The organism is Actinoallomurus sp. NPDC052308, assembly GCF_040679195.1.
Taxonomy (GTDB): domain Bacteria; phylum Actinomycetota; class Actinomycetes; order Streptosporangiales; family Streptosporangiaceae; genus Actinoallomurus; species Actinoallomurus liliacearum.
Map to the genome: position 1 here is coordinate 25,984 of NZ_JBFAUM010000039.1, position 16,824 is coordinate 42,807.

The window sequence follows — 16,824 nt, forward strand, 5'->3', positions numbered from 1 at the left end:
CGCGGGGGAAACTTGAGCGGGTGAGGGCCTTTCGGGTTCGGTGTGGATCGCGACGTCCCACCGGACCCGCTGGGCTCCTGCCCCACCGCAATGCACCCCTGACCGAGACCGGTCGTCCGCCTCTGGCGCGTTGCGTAGAAAATGACGGCAGGTCACTACCGTGCCTCATCTGGGTGAGGAGCGTAACCCGGGGCCCGCGCATCATCAGCGCGTCCGCCATTGGGTGCCGCTACTCCCCGCCGAAGGAAGCTTCTTGTCTCAATGCTCGAGGCTTGGCGGTGAAAAGGCGAGCACATCGGGAAGGGGATCGCCGTAGACCTCGACGTCGACCAGCGCGCTGTTAGCACTCGGTCCCTGCGACAGGCGCGAGCACGGCCGATCCGCCGTGAGAACGTTCGGATTGCCGTGGCGGTCCAATGTTCCGCTCAGGCCTGGCTGGACCGGATCCCACCACGCTCCCGTGGACAGTTGTACGACGCCTGGCATGACGTCGTCCGATAGGACTGCGCCCGCGAGACAGCTACCTCGGTCGTTGTAGACGCGCACGATCATGCCGCTCTCGATGCCGCGCGACGCAGCGTCCAACGGATTGATCGTCACGGGCTCACGGCCACGGATCTTTGAACTGAGGCTGCGGCCACCGTTGTCGTATTGACTGTGCAGGCGTGAGGCGGGCTGGTTCGAGATCAGGTGCAGCGGGAATCGGTCTGAGTGATCGGCGCCAAGCCACTCCACTGGTTCGAACCACATTGGATGCCCGGCGCAGTCGTCGTAGCCGAACGAGTCGATCTTCTCGGAGAAGATCTCGATTCGGCCGGACGGCGTCAGCAGGGGGAAACGCTGCGGATCTGAGCGGAGGGCCTCGAAACTGCCGGGGAACGGTCCGGTCAACGCCGGCAGCTCGACGATGGAGCTTCGCCAGAAGTCGTCGAAGCTCGGCAACGCGGCATCGCCGCCGAGCTCGGTTCTGGTCTGCTCGTAAAGGTGTCGGACCCATTCGATCTCGGAACGTGACTCCGTGAACTCCTGCTCGTATCCGAGCCGGGAGGCCAAGGCGGTGAAGATTTGGTGATCGGTGCGCGACTGGCCCGCCGGCTCGCGAACTTTCGGCATCGCGACGAGGCGGGGGTCCGCGAATCCGGCGGCGAAGTCGTCGCGCTCCAAACTGGTGGCAACGGGCAGGACGATGTCCGCGAACTTTGCTGTGGTGTTCCACCAGGCTTCGTGAACCACCACCGTGTCAGGGATCTGCCAGGCGCGGGTCAACCGATGGAGATCTTGGTGGTGGTGGAACGGGTTCCCTCCGCACCAGTAGATCAGGTGAAGCTCGGGCAGCGTGAGGCGCTGGCCGTCGTAGTCGATGATCTCACCCGGATGCAGCAGGGTATCGGCGATCCTCGCAACAGGGATGAAATCCGGAACGGGGTTGGAAAGCTCGGGTATCTTCGCCACGAAGGGGCGGCCTCTGGCAACGCCTGTCGCGTCCATCGTCGCGTAACCTGCGCCCCAGCCGCAGCCAGGCCGACCCATCGAGCCCGCCATGGCGGCCAGCACGACAGACATCCAGATCGGTTGTTCGCCGTGGTCTGCCCGTTGCACCGCATAGTTGACCATGATGAGAGAACGTTGGGTGCTGAGGCGGCGAGCGAGGTCGATGATCGCGTCGCGACTGATGCCCGTGATCTCCGCTGCCCACGCAGCGTCCTTCCGGATGCCATCGAGCTCGCCGACCAGGTAGGAGGCGAAGCGATCGAAACCGACGCAGCATCGGCGAAGGAAGTCCTCATCGTGCCACCCGTTGACCAGCATCGTGTGTGCGATGCCGAGCATCGCGGCGGTGTCGGTGTGGGGGATGACGGGCAGCCACTCGGCGTTGAGGGAACCGGCGACGTCGCTGCGGATAGGGCTGATGTTCACGAACCGCACCCCAGCCTCACGGCACTGGCGCTGTAGGTTCTGCGTCTGGTGCCTGGCGAGCCCACCAGGGTTGATTTGGCTGTTCTTGAGGGCCAGCCCTCCAAACGCCACCACAAGCTCACAGCTTTCGGCTATCTCGTCCCACATCGGCATCCGGGACTGGTAGCTCCACGGATGGCCGCCGATCACATGGGGGAGGATGACCTCCAAAGCTGCGGTGCTGTAGGTATTGCGAGCGTCGGTGTATCCCCCGCCTAACGCCAGGAACCGGTGGAGTTGCCCCTGCGCCTGGTGGAACATGCCCGCACTCGCCCAGCCGTAGGATCCGCCGAACACCGCGCTGTTCCCGTGCTGTGAACGAACTCGACGGAGTTCATCGCTCACCAGTGTGATCGCATCGTCCCAGCTCACCTCCACGAAGGCGTCCGTGCCTCTGGCCGTGTCGTGGGCGCGCGGCTCGCCGTTCAGCCAGCCCTTGCGCACCGCGGGGCGCAACACGCGAGCGCTATCGTCGGCGGCTGCCACCATTCCGGGGCCGATAGGCGATGGACTGGGGTCATCGCGCCTCGGCTCGATTCGCACCAACTGGCCGGAATCGACTACGGCGATGAAACTACCCCAGTGCGTCGCAACCGACATGCGTCGTTCCACCATGCATCAACTCCGCTGGTAGCAGTCCCCGCCGTGCCAACCGGGGTCGTCTGTGATGGCCTTGATCTGGTTGTAGCCCTGCGCGATCATCTCCGCCGTCGTGTACGCGCCGCAGCCGATGGCCAGGAGAGACACGACGGGGTCAGGATGGGTGATGGCCCACTCCAGTGCACGGCACCCGCCCATCGAACAGCCGATCACAGCGGCCCAATGGTGGATGCCCAGCACGTCGGCCAGCAGCACGTCCGCGGCGACGGTATCCCGGAAGGACAGGCGGGGAAACCGACTGCCCCAGGGGGCGCAGTCCGGGCCTGTCGAACCCTGGCAGCCGCCCAGGATGTCGGCCGCCACTGAAGTACCGCAAGGTGTCGATCGCCCGGCCGGGCCCGACCACATCGTCCCGCAGCCCGGAGTCGGATGGGTCGCGTCGGCTTCGCCGGCGACGTGGCTGTCGGCGCTGAAGGGATGCCCGAGCCAGATCACGTTCGAGGCATCGGCGTTCAGTTCGCCCCACGTCCCCAACAGCAGCGGAGAATCCGGCGGGACCTGATCTCCTTCAAGTGCCAGGTCACCAGGGCACCGGATGAATCGCCGGTGGCCGGGCGCGTCCCCTTCGCGCCAGGCCCCAGTGACCGGCATGCAGTCGAGTGGAGCGGATGCGAGGACAGCGCGCGAGGCTAACGGTCGATCACCAGCCACCAGAAAACCAGCTTTTCACTCTCGGTGAGCGGATACACGAAAATTGTAGACGAGAGGCCTCTGGCCTACTAGACCGTGTATAGGTCTGTCCGATTAACGGCTCTGCCGCACTTTCGGTGGTAACTGGTGCCCGTTCGTCCGCCTACCCCTACGTCCTCGCCGCCCGCCTACGACCACGATTCGCGCCTATGACCTCTACCTGGCCTGGCACGTTTCGCTCATATTCCGGTCCCGTCCCTACGAGGCGGCGGTGTACGCCGGCCTGCACCTGTGGTTCAGCTGGTGCACCCCACCCGATCCCGGTACGGCTCCGGCGCATATGACCATGACGATGCACGGCGGCGTTCATCACGTCGCGGGCGCCAGCCCGGCCATGACGATGAGTCATGGTGACGGCATGTCCGGCCTGGGCATGATCGGCGCGCACGTGCTCGCCGGCGTGCTGGTGGCCCTCTGGCTGTACGCCGGTGAACGGGCTCTGTGGCGTGCACTGGGCGTGATCGCGGAGTCGTTGCTCGATCCCGCGCTGCGGGTGTTCGCCCTGCTGATGCTCGCCGACATCGGGGTGGACGGGCGTCCCCGCGGTGCGGATGGTCGGCGGGATGAGGACGCGGTCCGGCCGGCCGTCGCCGTCCTGCGCCATGTCCTCGTACGGCGTGGCCCTCCTCGGGGCGCCGGTGTTCTCGTCCACGCCTTTATGTGATCACGGCCCTCAACGGTGCCGTGACGCTCGTACGCGTCATGGTGCCGTCTCCACCCGGTCCCGCCCTGCGGGAGGTGACCGGGATGTTCGCGATGCCCGCGGGATGAGGGACGGGTCGTGGTCGCCGTCTCCCTTTTCGCATGTCCTCCCGAGGAGCATCGTGTCCTTCTCTCGTACAAAGCGCCTGCTGACCGGCGCCGGAATCATCACCACGACCGTCGTCGCGATGGCTCTGCCCGCCGCCGCGCACGTCACCATCAACCCGAACACCGCCGAACCGGGTGGCTACGCCGCCTTCAACGTCCGGGTCCCCAACGAGGAGACCGACGCCGACACGACCCAGGTGCAGCTGTTCCTGCCCACCGACCACCCGATCGCCTCCGTTTCGGTGCAGCCGGTGCCCGGCTGGACGGTCCAGTCGGTCAAGGGGCCACTGCCCGAGCCGATCAAGACCGACGACGGTGAGGTGACCCAGGCCGTCACCCAGATCACCTGGTCCGGCGGGAAGATCCAGCCGGGGCAGTTCCAGCAGTTCGGCATCTCGATGGGCTCGCTGCCCACCGACACCGCGAAGCTGTACTTCAAGGCGCTGCAGACCTACACCGACCACAGCGGCAAGACCCATGTGGTGCGCTGGATCGAAATGCCCAGCGGGAACACCGAGCCGGAGCACCCGGCACCGTCGATCACGTTGGCCAAGGCCGCCACGCAGCAGGCGACGAAGGTCGTCGAGAAGAGCAGCGACGGCATGGGTACCGCGTTCGGAGTGGCCGGCCTGGTGGTCGGGTTGCTCGGTCTCGGCGCGGCCGTCTTCGCGCTGCGCCGGTCCGGTAGGTCGACCGGCGCATGAGCCGGGTTCCCGCCCGTCCGGCGGCCAAGCCCGCCGGACGGCGTGTCCGCATGCTCGCGCTCGGAGGTCTGCTGCCGGTGCTGCCGGCCGGCTGTGGCGGCGGCGTCTCCGCGCGGGACTACGCGGCCGACCTGCCCAAGCTCCTCCAGCAGGATGCCCGGTGAGATCGGCCGCTCCCGCATCACGCCGGGTGGCACGGCTGGGCGCGTCGATCGGTGCCGCGGTGCTGATCCTCGTGCTGGCGGCGTCGCCGGCGTCGGCACACGCGACCCTGTCGTCGTCCTCGCCGGCCGACGGCGCCATCGTGTCGACGCTGCCGTCGGCGGTGACGTTGACGTTCGACGAACCGGTACGCCCGGTCGCCGCCGATGTCCGTGTCCTCGATCCGACTGGTACGGGCGTGGCGGGCACGGTGACCGGCGCCGGCCCGAAGGTGACGATCGGGCTGCGCGGGAGCGGCGCGCAGGGCACCTACACGCTCACCTGGCGGGTGATCTCCGCGGACTCCCACCCGGTCGGCGGTGCGATCGCCTTCTCCGCCGGCCACCCCAGCAGACCCGCCACCGCTCGGTTCGCGCGGACCGACACCACCGTTTCGGTGCTGTTCGCAGTGATGCGCTTCGCCGGGTTCCTCGGCTTCGCGTTGTTCGTCGGGGTGCTCGCGTTCTGCTGGTACGGCCGGCCCGATGCCGCCCGGCGGCGTGGTGTGGGGCTGCTGATCGTCGGTGGGTGGGCCGCTCTGGTGGCGGGTACGTTCGGATCGCTGCTGCTGCAGGGCCCGTACGCGGCCGGCGCCGGTCTCGGCGCGCTCGTGCGGCCGGAGCTGATCTCACAGACTCTGGCCACCGTCTACGGCCGGGCGCTGACCGCCCGGCTGCTGATCCTGGGCTGCCTGCCGTTCCTGCTGGCCTTCGGCCTGGCGAGGCTGGGCGACGGCTCCCGGATGAGGCGCCTCGCCTTCGGCGGGGCAGGGGCGATCGCGGCCGTGGGGATCGCGGTGACCTGGTCGGTCGGCGGGCATGCCGCGACGAGTTCTCAGCCGTTCGTCACCGTGCCGGCGGACGTGGCGCACCTGTGCGCGATGGCGCTCTGGCTCGGCGGGCTCGCCGCCGTGACGGTGACCATGCGGACATGACGGGACGATCCGGGTGCCGCGGTCGGCGTGAAGCGGTTCTCGGCCGTCGCCGCCGGGAGCGTGGCCGTGTTGGCCGGGACCGGCCTGTACCAGGGCTGGATCCGCGTGCAGACTCCGCAGGCCCTGCTCACCACCGCGTACGGGCTCACGTTGACGGTGAAGGTGGCGCTGGTAGGCGCGGTTCTGGCCGTCGCGTTCTTCTCCCGCCGTGCGCTGCGGAACCGTGCCGGCCTGGTACCGGCTCGGCTCGCGCGGCTGGTCGCGGTCGAGGCTGCCGGAGCGGTGGCGGTCGTTGCCGCGACCTCGCTGCTGGTCGCGTTGGAACCGGCCGGCAAGGCGCTGGCCGCCGAACCGGCGACGCTCACCGCCCGGTACGACACCGGCGGTCCGAACGGGACCGGGAGCGTGAGCATGCGGTTGCCCTCCCGCGCCCGCGGGCTCACCCGCGCAACCGTCCGGGTCCGCGACGCCGCGGGATCGCCGGGCGACGTCCCCGGGTTGGACGTGGCCTGGTCACTGCCCGCACGGAGGATCGGCCCGATCGACGCCCGCATCACCCGCACCGGGGCGGGCCGGTACGAGGCGGTGACCGCTCCGCTCGCCGCCGCCGGGCGGTGGCGGATCGCGGTCACCGTACGCACCAGCGACATCGATGAGACCACCGTGCAGCTGTCGGAGACGCTCCGTTGAACAGACGACGAGCTCCTTGGACCGAGTTCACGCCCGTGGAGTCCCCGGCGGCTGTCGACCGGGGCGTCACCTGGGCCAGGACCTGATGGAGAGCCTGTGACGGACATGCCCATGCACGACGCGCTCGCCCCGCTGACCTGGGCCCGCGCGTTCACGACCTGGCGGTTCGCGCCGGTCACCACCGCGCTGCTGATCGCGGCGCTGCTGCTGTATCTGGCCGGCGTGCTCGCCGTCCGGCGCTGGTCCCCGGCCCGCACGGCCTCTTTCGTGGCCGGACTGGGTGTCGTGGCCGCCGCGATCATGGGCAGCCCCGGCGTGTACGGCGACGGCGGCCTGTTCTGGGTGCACATGATCCAGCACCTCATGTTGATCATGATCGCGCCCTGGCTGCTTTGCCACGGCCACCCCGTCACGCTGCTGCTGCGCGCCACCGGCGGCACCACGCACGCCCGCGTGCAGGCGATCCGCCGGTCACCGGCGGCCGCCGTCGTGTTCTCGCCGATCACCGGTCTGGCCCTGTACATGGCGGTGCTGTTCGGCGTGCACCTGTCCTCGTTCATGGACGCGATGATGCGCTCACCGGCGTTGATGGTGCTGGAGCACGTCCTGTACATCGGCGCGGGATACCTGTACTTCGCCCCGATCCTCACGACCGACTCCCCGGCCTACCCGATCCGGCTGTTCGGCCTGTTCATGGGCATGTCGGCCGACACCATCGTCGGGATCGTCCTGTTGCAGGCGACCCGGCCGCCGTTCCCCGCCTACGCCCGGATGCACCCGGAGTGGGGGCCCGGCCCGCTCGCCGACATCCACGGCGGCGGCGCGGTGATGTGGATCGGCGGCGACGGCCTGATGTTCGTGATGATGCTCATCGTCGCCGCGATGTGGGTCCTGGACCGCTCCCCGCAGGCCGCCCGCGCCGGAATCTTCCTGGAGGCGGCCCGCCAGTCGGCCCTGGCGGGGACCGGCCACGCGGTCACCGACGGAGAACCCGCCCGCGAACACCTGCGGGCCAGCGCCGACGTCGACGCCGACGAGGCCGCGCTGGACGCCTACAACGCGCTGCTCGCCCGGATGAACGAGCGCCAGGAGCGCTGACCGTGGCCGAACAGGGAGAACCGCGTGATCGGGGGGGATTCGCCGTATTGACCGCGGGCATCGCCGGCCTCCACGCCTACCGCCTGGCGACCACCCGGCGCCGTCCACGGGAGCGGCTCGCGCACGTCGCGATGGGGCTCGGCATGGCGGCGATGTTCGCTCCGGCCGCCCCCACCATCCCCCGGCCGGCGGCCGGGCTCTACCTGGCCGCCGCCATCGCCTGCCTGGCATGCGGCCGGCCGCGCGACGCGCACGCGGTGACGGGCTGCCTGGCGATGGCCTACATGACGTGCTTCCCGGCCATGCGGCACATGGCCGGCATGACGATGAGTCCCGGCGGTGCGTCCGCCTGGCTCGGTCTCGGGCTCGTCGGCTACTTCATCGGCGAGGCGGCCTGGACCGCCCGGTCGCTGGCGGCCGCGCACGGCGACCGGACCGATGTCGCCTGCCACATGGCCACCGGTGTCGCCATGGCCTACATGTTCCTCGCCGCGCACTGACCACCCCATGACGTTCAAGGACATGAAAATGATCAACCGATCTTCGACGAAGCGACCGGCGGCGCCGTCCCCGCTGGTGCTGTGCTTCGCGGCCCTGCTGGCCGTACTGTTCGCGGTCGCGTTCGCCGCCGGACGGCTGGCCGGGCCGGTCGCACCCGGCATGCACCACACCGGGCCCGGCACCGCGGATGAGCGCGACATGGGCGGCATGACCATGCCAGGGCGGCACCGGTGAGCGCCCGGACCACCGACCTGGCCATCGAGGGGATGACCTGCGGTGCGTGCGTGTCGCGCGTGGAGAAGCGGCTGGGCCGGATCCACGGTGTGAGCGCCGCGGTGAACCTGGCCACCGGCCAGGCCCGCGTAACCCACCCGGCCTCGGTCACCGCCGAAGAGCTGATCGGCGCGGTGGAACGGGCCGGGTACAGCGGACGGCTCGTACGCGACCCATCAAAGGAAACGCCTCCTCCAGAGGACCCGACCGGTCGGCGCGCCCGCGACCGCGTCGTCGTGCTGACCGCGCTCACGCTCCCGGTCCTCGTCTTGTCGATGGCGCCGGGCCTGCAGTTCCGTGACTGGCAGTGGCTGTGCCTGGCACTGGCGGCCCCCGTGGCGACCTGGGTGGCGTGGCCGTTCCATCGGCGGGCGGCGGCCGGGCTGCGGCACGCCACGGCGACGATGGACACGCTCGTCAGCCTCGGCGTGCTCGTCTCCTTCGGATGGTCGGTGTACGCGCTGTTCCTCGGCGGCGCGGGCACACCCGGAATGCGGATGCCGTTCGCGTGGACCGCGACACCGGACGGAGCCGGCGCGCACCTGTACCTCGAGGCCGCGACGGGCGTCACCCTGTTCGTGTCGGTCGGCCGGTATCTCGAGGCGCGGGCCCGGCGGCGTACCGGGTCCGCGCTCACCGCCCTGGGCGCGCTGGCCGCTAAGGACGTGCAGCTCGAAGACGGCGGGCGGATACCGATCGGCGAGCTCAGGCCGGGCCGGCGCTTCGTGGTGCGGCCGGGGGAGACCGTCGCCACCGACGGCGTCGTCGTCGAGGGCGGTTCCGCGATCGACGCCCGCCTGCTGACCGGCGAGAGCGTTCCGGCCGAATGCGGCCCGGGCGATCGGGTGACCGGCGGGACGACCAACGTCGGCGGCGCACTCGTGGTCCGTGCCACCGCCGTCGGCGCCGACACCCGGCTCGCGAAGATCACCGCGCTCGTCGGCGAGGCGCAGCTCGGCAAGGCGCGGGCGCAGCGCCGCGCTGACGAGATCGCCGGGGTCTTCGTCCCGATGGTGCTGTCCATCGCGGTCACCGCGCTCGGGTTCTGGCTCGGGGCCGGCGCCGACACCGGCGCCGCTCTGACCACGGCCATCGCCGTCCTCGTGGTGGCCTGCCCGTGCGCGCTCGGGCTGGCCACGCCGCTGGCGCTGCTGGCCGCCACCGGGGCGGGCGCACGCCGGGGCGTCCTGATCAACGGCCCCGGCGCCCTGGAACGCCTCGGCCGCATCGACACGGTCGTGATCGACAAGACCGGGACGCTCACCAGCGGCGACATGGCGCTGCTGGAGACCGTCGCGGCACCGGGCGAGGACACCCGGCAGGGCGGCAGGCGTGGGACGCATGACCATGCTCGACGCCGTGACCGTCCCGGCCCACGCCGACGTGCGCATGACCCCTTACACCACCAACGTCATGATCCGGCCGCTCCGCCCACTGCCCGTCGGGCGAAGAGTGCCGTTCACGCTGACCTTCCGGCACAGCGGCACCCTCCGGGTCACCGCCGTCATCGCCCCACCCGGCGGCGGCCCCACCGCAGGATGACCCCGCCGCACGACTGTCCCCCTGCCGGACACCGAAAGGAACACCTCATCATGAGCGTACGTAAGCCGAAGACGATGGCGCTGTGCGCGTTCACCGCCGCTGTCATCGTGACCGCCGCCGGATGTGGGAGCTCGCCCCCGGAAGACGAGGCGTCCACGACCCGCGACAGCCTGCCCGGAAAGACCTCCTATCCGCTGACCATCACCAACTGCGGGCAGAAGGTGACATTCACCAAGCCACCGACCCGGGTGCTGATCCTCAACGGAACGTCCGTGGGCGAGGTCGAGAGCTTCATCATGCTCGGACTCACCAGGAACATCCTGGCCAACGTCCAGCACTACGGGGTATCCGACGACCCGTCGATGGTGGCCGCCATCAAGGCGCTGCCCACCGGCGGCCTGACGATGAACAAGAACCTCGACGTCCCCGCCGAACAGGTTCTGGCCGCCAAGCCCGATCTGGTGGTCTCCACCTGGTCCGGTGGGTTCGATGCCCGCAACGGCTTCGCCACCCGCGAGCAACTCGCGGCGGTCGGCATCAACTCACTCGTCAACCCGGTCAACTGCGCCAGCGGCAAACCGGACGCCTCTCCGGCGGAGAAACAGGCTCTCCGCAATGAGTCGATCGAGTCGTCCTTCCAGTTCATGACCCTGCTCGGGCGGATCTTCGACGTGCAGGCCGAAGCCGCGCGGGTGGTCGGCGGCCTGCGCGCCCGGGTGCGGGCCGTCCGGTCGAAGGTCGCCGGCAAGCCGCCGCGGAAGGTGCTGATCGCCTATCCGGGGATGTCGATGATGAACGCCAACGGCCTGCCCGCGGTCATGACCGGTGGTATCTACGACGACGTCATCAAGGCCACCGGTGGGACCAACTCCTTCGCCGGGCGCACTGAGGACACCACCCGCACCCTCAGCAAGGAGCAACTGGCCACCGCCCAGGTCGACGTCCTCGCCGTCGGAGTCTTCACGCCCAACGAGAAGCCCGCCGAAGAGGCCAAGCGGCTCTTCGCGGCCTATCCGCAGTGGCAGGCGTCCAAGACCGGCACCTACGCCGTCATCTCCGACGGCGCGTACCTCGGGCCGATGAACGCCTGGGCCGTCGAGAAGCTCGCCAAGGTCATCCACGCCGATGGCTGACCGTACCGCCCGGCCGCATCTGGTCTCCGGCCCCGCGACCGGCGTGCTGATCGCCGGGCTGGCCGTGGCACTGCTCGTCGTGTCGCTGGTCGCGATCTCGATCGGTTCGGTGACATTGCCCGTCGGCGCGGTCTGGCAGGTGATCGGCGCGCACCTGACCGGCCGCGTGGACTCGGTGGATCCGTTGCGGGAGCAGGTCGTCTGGGACATCCGCAGACCGAGAGTCCTGCTCGCGGCCGTCGTCGGCGCCGGGCTCAGTGTCGCCGGCGTCGCCCTGCAGGCCCTGGTGCGCAACCCGCTCGCCGATCCGTACGTCCTGGGTGTCTCATCAGGTGCCTCGCTCGGCGCCGTACTGGTCGCCGCGCTCGGAACGACGGCGCTCGGCGGCCTCGGGACGGCAGGCGCGGCGTTCACCACCTCCCTGCTGAGCGTGCTGGTGGTCTACCTGCTGGCCCAGCGCGCCGGCCGCCTGCTGGACTCGCGGCTGGTGCTGGCCGGGGTCGCCGTCGGGTACCTGTGCTCGGCGGCGACCAGCTACGTCCAGCTGCAGATCGATCCGAGCGAGTTGCAGCGCCTGATGTTCTGGCTCATGGGCAGCCTGGCCGGCGGCACCTGGCACGACCTCGGCATACCCGCCGCCGTGATGAGCGTCTGTGTGACCTACCTTCTTCTGCAGGCCCGGAACCTGAACGCACTGACGACCGGCGACGACGCCGCAGCGGGTCTGGGCGTGCCGGTCCAGGCCCTGCGGATCATCCTGCTGATCGTCGGATCGCTGCTGACGGCCACGGTCGTCAGCGTCGCCGGAGGCATCGCCTTCATCGGGCTGATGGTGCCGCACATGACCCGCTTCATCGTCGGAGGCGACCACCGGCGGGTGCTTCCCGTGGCGCTCCTGCTCGGCGCCGTCTTCCTGGTCCTGGTCGACCTCGCAAGCCGCACCGTCGACCGGCCCGACGAACTGCCCATCGGTATCTTCACCACCGCCCTGGGCGTCCCCTTCTTCCTCTGGCTGCTGCGGCGCCGAGCGGGAGGGAACGCCTGGTGCGGCTCGAGATCGCAGGACTGTCCGCGCGGATCGACACCCGCCCGATCCTGTCCGACATCGACCTGGTGGCCGCCCGCGGCGAGTTCGTCGCCGTCGTTGGCCCCAACGGCAGCGGTAAGTCGACGTTGCTGCGCACCGTCTACCGGGCACTCCGCCCCACGGCCGGAGCCATCTGCCTGAATGGTGAGGACCTGTGAAAGATGCCGGCCCGCCGGGCCGCCCGCTGACGGGCGGTCCTCACCCAGCACGGCGACGTCGACGCGGAGCTGTCCGTGACCGAAGTCGTCACCATGGGCCGGACACCTCACAAAGGGCTCCTGGACCGGGAGAACGACACCGACCGCGCACTCGTCGAGACCGCTCTCGAACGGGTCGGGATGGATCGGCAGGCCGGCCGGCTGTTCTCGACTCTGTCCGGCGGTGAACGCCAGCGCGTTCTCCTGGCCCGGGCCCTGGCCCAGCAGGCACCCCTCCTGGTCCTGGACGAACCCACCAACCATCTCGACGTCCGCGCCCAACTGGACTTGCTCGACCTCGTACGGAACCTCGGCCTCACACTGCTCGCCGCCCTGCACGACCTGGACCACGCCGCCGCCTACAGCGACAGCGTCGTGGTGCTCCACGACGGCCGCGTAACCGGCAGCGGGCCGCCGCTGGAGGTCCCCACTCCCGAGCTCATCGCGGCCGTCTTCGGTGTCCGCGCCCACGTCGGCCCGCACCCCATCACCGGCCGTCCGCACATCTCCGTCGCCTCACTGCCGACCTGAGCGCCCCGCCCGGCGGCCCCGCCGCCGGGGCGTCCTCGTGAGCTACGCGTCGTCCGCCCGCGCCCCCGCCATCGGACACCACGGCCGGCTCAACGCACCTGAGCTGCTGCGTGAACGCCTTCGTTGCGCCGATCGGCCTTCGGATGGCCGCCTCATCGCAAACGAGCAGGATCCGCGGAGGGTCCTTCCGGACGCGGAATCCGGCCGTGGCCTGTTCATCGTCGACGCCTGCTCGAACGCCTGGGGGTGCCGGCCGGGCAAGGACGGCACCGGCAAGGTCATCTGGGCCGCGCTGGGTCCCAAGAGTGCGGACTGAGGGTCGCGTGCCGGTAGCGGACCCCGCTTCACGCGAGGCGGTGAACTCGCAGGATGGTGTCGTCGCGGGTCCCGGCCTCCCCCTCTGGACCGGTCAGCTCGCGGGTGAGCACCTCGTCGGTGTCCACCGCCCATTCTCCGGGACCGGCCGCCACCACGTCGAGGACGTCGGAGTTCGCCGGCAACCGGAAGTCCATCGGCGGCTCTTCGAACCACGACGGCCACCCGGCGTGGCCGATGACCAGCAGCGTTCCGCCCGGTCCGACGGCGGCGGCCGCCGAGGCGAGGATCGCCTCCCACTCGCCCGCCCCGGCCACCGGCGAGTGCAGGAACTGCGCCGACACCAGGTCGAAGACTCCCCCGGGGAACGACCGGGACAGATCGTGCTGCTGCCATTCGATCTGGTCGGCCATGCCGGCCTCGGCCGCGGCGGCGGCCGCCCCGCGCAGCACCGTCGCCGACACGTCGACCGCGGTGACCCGCCACCCCCGTTCCGCGAGCCAGATCGCGTCCCCGCCCGTCCCGCACCCGAGATCGAGCGCCGTTCCGGCCGGCAGTGCGGCGGCCTCCCGGGCGAACAGGGGGTTGGCCCGGGCGACCCAGTCGGCAGGTGGCTGCCAGCCTCGGTAGAACCCTTCCCAGTAGGTCTCTGCGGTATCGGTCGGAGCCGGGACGGGCATCGTCCACCGCGGTGTCCTCGCAGCGCTATCGGTCATGGAGCCATGGTCACCGGACCGGCCTGCTACTAGCAAACCAAGTTGCTGGAACGGCAAAATCGTGCCTCCAAGGTGTGTTTTCGCGCCGCAAGGAACATCGCTCCAGATCGGGAGATAGAGCTATAGGGGCCGGTTGGTTCCCCCGCCTTCAGGCGGGGGAAGGACGTCGGCGTTCTCCTGTCGTCTTGGCGGCCCGGCCGCCGGGCCGGGAAGGGGCGCGGGGGCTCACGCGTGGCCTGTTCCGTAGCGGCGCCGGAACTGCTCGACGCGGCCGGCGGTGTCCAGGACGCGGCTGCGGCCGGTGTAGAAGGGGTGGCTCGCCGAGGAGACGTCCACGTCGATGACCGGATAGGTGTTCCCGTCGGTCCACTCGATGGCGGTGTCACTGGTGGCGGTCGAGCGGGTGAGGAAGGCGAAGCCGGCCGAGCGGTCGCGGAAGACGACGGGCCGGTAGTCGGGGTGGATACCCGGTTTCATGACACTCCTGATCAGCAGGCGCGGGCGGTGGGCCCGAGCCACGGGGTGAAGGGGTCGGCCAGCCGGGCCCAGGCCCGCTCGCCGAAGGCCATTTCGGGCCCGGTCAACACTGCTTCGTCCAGCACCGAGCACAGCTCCCGGTCGAGCAGGTCGGTTCCCGTGAAGCGGATCTCGCTGCGGCGGTCCCCGTGCTCGGGATGCCAGTCCAGGCACGCCGCGGTACGGCGGATGGGGGAGACGCGCTGCCACTCGTCGGGGCCGGCGGCATGCAGCCATCGCCCGGCCGGCTCGATCGACAGCGTCGCCCCGGCGATCTGCCACGACAGCAGGGTCAGCGGGCGGCTGGCGAGCCACAGGTGGCCGCGGGCGCGCCGTACGCCGGTGTTCATCACCCGATCGAGGGCGGCGTACAGCCGTTCGGGGTGGAAGGGGCGGCGGCTGCGCCAGATCAGCGTGCTCACTCGGCCGAACGCCGCCGGGCAGCCGGGGAGCGCGCCACCGGGCTGCGTGCGCTCCAGGACGGCTTGCAGCTCGAACGCCTTTCCCGCGTCCACGCCGATGCGGTCGGCGGCGGCGTCGATGTCCGTGAAGCCCGCCCCTGGGGACAGGTGGGTCAGCAGCGCCCGGCCGAGCCCGACCTGGTCCGGATCCGCGTCCGACCCGGTCCAGGTCAGGAACACATTCGCCGTCTCGGCCTGGCGCGCCAGCAACCCGGCGAGCGTACGGTGGTCGGTCACGCCGGCGGCCAGGCCGCGCTCGGCGAGCGTCTCGGCGCCGGCCAACGCGTCCGCGACCGACCCCAGGTCGACGATCATCGCGACGGTCTCCACCGTGGCACCCGCTCCCTCGGACGCGATCGCGACGTCCAGGGGATCGGCCGTCTCGGGAAGCACGAGCATCAGCCGGCCACCGGGCAGACCGACGAGGAAGTCCGGCAGGTCGGCGCGGAGCGCGCAGCTCGCGCAGTGGTCCACCGGAACCGACGTCCGTTCGCCGTCATGGCTGCGCAGCAGGGTGCCGTCCTCGTGCCGGTAGCGGGCGACGGGGACGCCGAGCGCACGCATCCGGACACACAGCAGATCCGACAGCGCGGCGGACGTTCCGGTGATGATGGTGACACGCAGCGGTTCGCGCACCCGCGCCTCCTTTCCGTTACGTGGCCTACCAGCTGGACTTGCGGACGCCGGGCAACTCGCCGCGGTGGGCCATCTCCCGGAACCGGATGCGCGACAGCCCGAACGCCCGCAGGTGACCGCGAGGCCGCCCGTCGATCACGTCACGGTTGCGCAGCCGGGTCGCGCTGGCGTCCCGGGGCTGACGGCTCAGCTCGCGCACCGCCTCCGCCCTGGTCGCGGCGTCGGTGTCCGGCGACTTGATGATCCGTTTCAGTTCGGCGCGCCGGTCGGCGTACCGGGCGACCACGGCCCGGCGACGCTCGTTCTTGACGATCTTGCTCTTCTTGGCCATCAGACCTTCTCTCCCCGCGCCCGGATCTCGGCGACGACGGCCTCGATGCCGCGCTTGTCGATCGTCTTGATGCCCTTGGCACTCACCGTGAGCCGGACGTACCGCCGCTCACTGGGCAGCCAGTACCGCTTCGTCTGGATGTTGGGATCGAAACGGCGACGCGTGCGCCGGTGCGAGTGGGAGACCTTGTTCCCGAATGTGGGCTCACGCCCGGTGACCTGACAGCGGCGAGACATCGCGCTCCTTCCGGTAGGGGGCGCCGCCGAGCTTACTGGAAACGATTTTCGTTTTCGACCAATCCGGTGCAGTAGACAATGAAAATCATTGTCGATAAGTTGGTCATCGTCCCTGGCGCTGCACGCACCCCGGCGATCATGGTCGGGCCGATTCTCACCCGCGGCGACGCCAAGACCGTCACGCGATGGCTGACGGCGGTGATCTGGACGTCGGCCGGCTCGATCCCCGGCTCGGCGGCCGGCCCGCCGCATGCCGCCTCTCCTGACGCCCCTCATCCTCGTGAAAGGAAACGCTCATGGCCGTGCCTAAACGGCGTACCTCCCGGGCGAACACCCGCTCCCGGCGTTCCCAATGGAAGGCCCGGCGACCCGACCTGGTCCCCATCGTCGTCGACGGGCGACGTCATCTCGTCCCCCGCCGGCTCGTACGCGCCTACGCCACCGGCGTCCTCACGCCCGAGGACGACGCGCGCCGGTGATCGGCGTCTGAGGACGTGTCATGGGGCGGGGGGGGGCGGGGGGGGGGGGCGGCGGCCCCGCAGGGGGGTGGGGGAGAGGTGGAGTGGTAGTTTGTTGTTTGATTGTGAGAGGGGGGGGTGTTGGAGG

Annotated in this window: 19 protein-coding genes and 3 pseudogenes; 15 read left to right on the forward strand and 7 right to left on the reverse strand. The window is 70.2% G+C overall.

Annotated features, from left to right (window positions below; all coding sequences use genetic code 11):
* Positions 1–258: 258 nt before the first annotated feature.
* The gene (locus AB0L00_RS42140) at positions 259–2,571 is read right to left on the reverse strand and encodes a molybdopterin-dependent oxidoreductase (RefSeq protein ID WP_364443362.1); all 2,313 of its coding nucleotides are present in this window, start codon (positions 2,569–2,571) and stop codon (positions 259–261) included.
* 3 nt (positions 2,572–2,574) lie between these two features.
* Positions 2,575–3,207: an alpha/beta fold hydrolase gene (locus AB0L00_RS42145; protein WP_364443363.1), complete on the reverse strand. Its 633-nt coding sequence runs from the start codon at positions 3,205–3,207 to the stop codon at positions 2,575–2,577.
* A 385-nt stretch (positions 3,208–3,592) separates the two neighbouring features.
* Between AB0L00_RS42145 and AB0L00_RS42150 the strand changes: the two genes are divergently transcribed.
* The 14 genes and pseudogenes from AB0L00_RS42150 to AB0L00_RS42215 all read left to right on the forward strand — a co-directional run bounded on the left by AB0L00_RS42150 (position 3,593) and on the right by AB0L00_RS42215 (position 13,323).
* The gene (locus tag AB0L00_RS42150) at positions 3,593–3,970 is read left to right on the forward strand and encodes a hypothetical protein (RefSeq protein WP_364443364.1); all 378 of its coding nucleotides are present in this window, start codon (positions 3,593–3,595) and stop codon (positions 3,968–3,970) included.
* Positions 3,971–4,130: 160 nt separating this feature from the next.
* Positions 4,131–4,820, forward strand: a complete 690-nt coding sequence (locus tag AB0L00_RS42155; RefSeq protein ID WP_364443365.1) for a YcnI family protein — start codon at positions 4,131–4,133, stop codon at positions 4,818–4,820.
* Entirely contained in the window at positions 4,817–4,984 is a 168-nt protein-coding gene (locus AB0L00_RS42160) for a hypothetical protein (RefSeq protein WP_364443367.1), read from the forward strand. Before AB0L00_RS42155 ends, AB0L00_RS42160 begins: the two co-directional genes overlap by 4 nt.
* Positions 4,981–5,955 (forward strand): copper resistance protein CopC, encoded by a 975-nt coding sequence (locus AB0L00_RS42165; protein WP_364443369.1) that lies wholly within the window; start codon positions 4,981–4,983, stop codon positions 5,953–5,955. The genes AB0L00_RS42160 and AB0L00_RS42165 overlap by 4 nt, the downstream gene beginning before the upstream one ends.
* Positions 5,956–5,982: 27 nt before the next feature.
* On the forward strand, positions 5,983–6,645 hold the full coding sequence (locus tag AB0L00_RS42170; RefSeq protein ID WP_364443371.1) for a CopD family protein: 663 nt from the start codon (positions 5,983–5,985) through the stop codon (positions 6,643–6,645).
* A 105-nt stretch (positions 6,646–6,750) separates the two neighbouring features.
* Positions 6,751–7,743, forward strand: coding sequence for a cytochrome c oxidase assembly protein (locus tag AB0L00_RS42175; RefSeq protein ID WP_364443411.1), 993 nt, complete (start codon positions 6,751–6,753; stop codon positions 7,741–7,743).
* Between the two features lie 2 nt (positions 7,744–7,745).
* A complete protein-coding gene (locus AB0L00_RS42180; protein WP_364443372.1) occupies positions 7,746–8,243 on the forward strand; it encodes a DUF5134 domain-containing protein in 498 nt (165 codons plus the stop codon).
* A gap of 28 nt (positions 8,244–8,271) precedes the next feature.
* On the forward strand, positions 8,272–8,478 hold the full coding sequence (locus AB0L00_RS42185) for a hypothetical protein (RefSeq protein ID WP_364443373.1): 207 nt from the start codon (positions 8,272–8,274) through the stop codon (positions 8,476–8,478).
* A pseudogene (locus AB0L00_RS42190) lies at positions 8,475–9,800 on the forward strand (HAD-IC family P-type ATPase); the annotation flags it as partial. The gene AB0L00_RS42185 and the pseudogene AB0L00_RS42190, both read left to right, overlap by 4 nt.
* A 64-nt stretch (positions 9,801–9,864) precedes the next feature.
* Complete coding sequence (locus tag AB0L00_RS42195; RefSeq protein WP_364443413.1) at positions 9,865–10,059, forward strand: copper chaperone PCu(A)C; 195 nt, start codon at positions 9,865–9,867, stop codon at positions 10,057–10,059.
* Positions 10,060–10,352: 293 nt separating this feature from the next.
* Positions 10,353–11,192: pseudogene (locus AB0L00_RS42200) on the forward strand (ABC transporter substrate-binding protein); the annotation flags it as partial.
* A complete protein-coding gene (locus AB0L00_RS42205; RefSeq protein ID WP_364443375.1) occupies positions 11,185–12,420 on the forward strand; it encodes an iron ABC transporter permease in 1,236 nt (411 codons plus the stop codon). The pseudogene AB0L00_RS42200 and the gene AB0L00_RS42205, both read left to right, overlap by 8 nt.
* A pseudogene (locus AB0L00_RS42210) lies at positions 12,306–13,007 on the forward strand (ABC transporter ATP-binding protein). Before AB0L00_RS42205 ends, AB0L00_RS42210 begins: the two are co-directional and overlap by 115 nt.
* Positions 13,008–13,044: 37 nt before the next feature.
* Positions 13,045–13,323 carry an ATP-binding protein gene (locus tag AB0L00_RS42215; protein ID WP_364443376.1) on the forward strand — a complete coding sequence of 93 codons (279 nt, stop codon included), beginning with the start codon at positions 13,045–13,047 and terminating at the stop codon, positions 13,321–13,323.
* Positions 13,324–13,351: 28 nt separating this feature from the next.
* Here AB0L00_RS42215 and AB0L00_RS42220 read toward each other — a convergent pair whose 3' ends face one another.
* The 5 genes from AB0L00_RS42220 to rpmB form a co-directional block, all read right to left on the reverse strand.
* The gene (locus tag AB0L00_RS42220) at positions 13,352–14,038 is read right to left on the reverse strand and encodes a class I SAM-dependent methyltransferase (RefSeq protein ID WP_364443378.1); all 687 of its coding nucleotides are present in this window, start codon (positions 14,036–14,038) and stop codon (positions 13,352–13,354) included.
* Between the two features lie 225 nt (positions 14,039–14,263).
* The gene (locus tag AB0L00_RS42225) at positions 14,264–14,515 is read right to left on the reverse strand and encodes a type B 50S ribosomal protein L31 (RefSeq protein WP_364443379.1); all 252 of its coding nucleotides are present in this window, start codon (positions 14,513–14,515) and stop codon (positions 14,264–14,266) included.
* 11 nt (positions 14,516–14,526) lie between these two features.
* Positions 14,527–15,651, reverse strand: coding sequence for a GTP-binding protein (locus AB0L00_RS42230; protein ID WP_364443380.1), 1,125 nt, complete (start codon positions 15,649–15,651; stop codon positions 14,527–14,529).
* Positions 15,652–15,676: 25 nt separating this feature from the next.
* Entirely contained in the window at positions 15,677–15,982 is a 306-nt protein-coding gene (gene rpsN, locus AB0L00_RS42235) for a 30S ribosomal protein S14 (protein WP_364391008.1), read from the reverse strand.
* The gene (gene rpmB, locus AB0L00_RS42240) at positions 15,982–16,218 is read right to left on the reverse strand and encodes a 50S ribosomal protein L28 (RefSeq protein ID WP_252783140.1); all 237 of its coding nucleotides are present in this window, start codon (positions 16,216–16,218) and stop codon (positions 15,982–15,984) included. Before rpmB ends, rpsN begins: the two co-directional genes overlap by 1 nt.
* Positions 16,219–16,514: 296 nt before the next feature.
* On the opposite strand from rpmB, the gene rpmF reads away from it, so the two are divergent.
* Positions 16,515–16,697 (forward strand): 50S ribosomal protein L32, encoded by a 183-nt coding sequence (gene rpmF, locus AB0L00_RS42245; RefSeq protein WP_364443381.1) that lies wholly within the window; start codon positions 16,515–16,517, stop codon positions 16,695–16,697.
* Positions 16,698–16,824 lie beyond the last annotated feature (127 nt).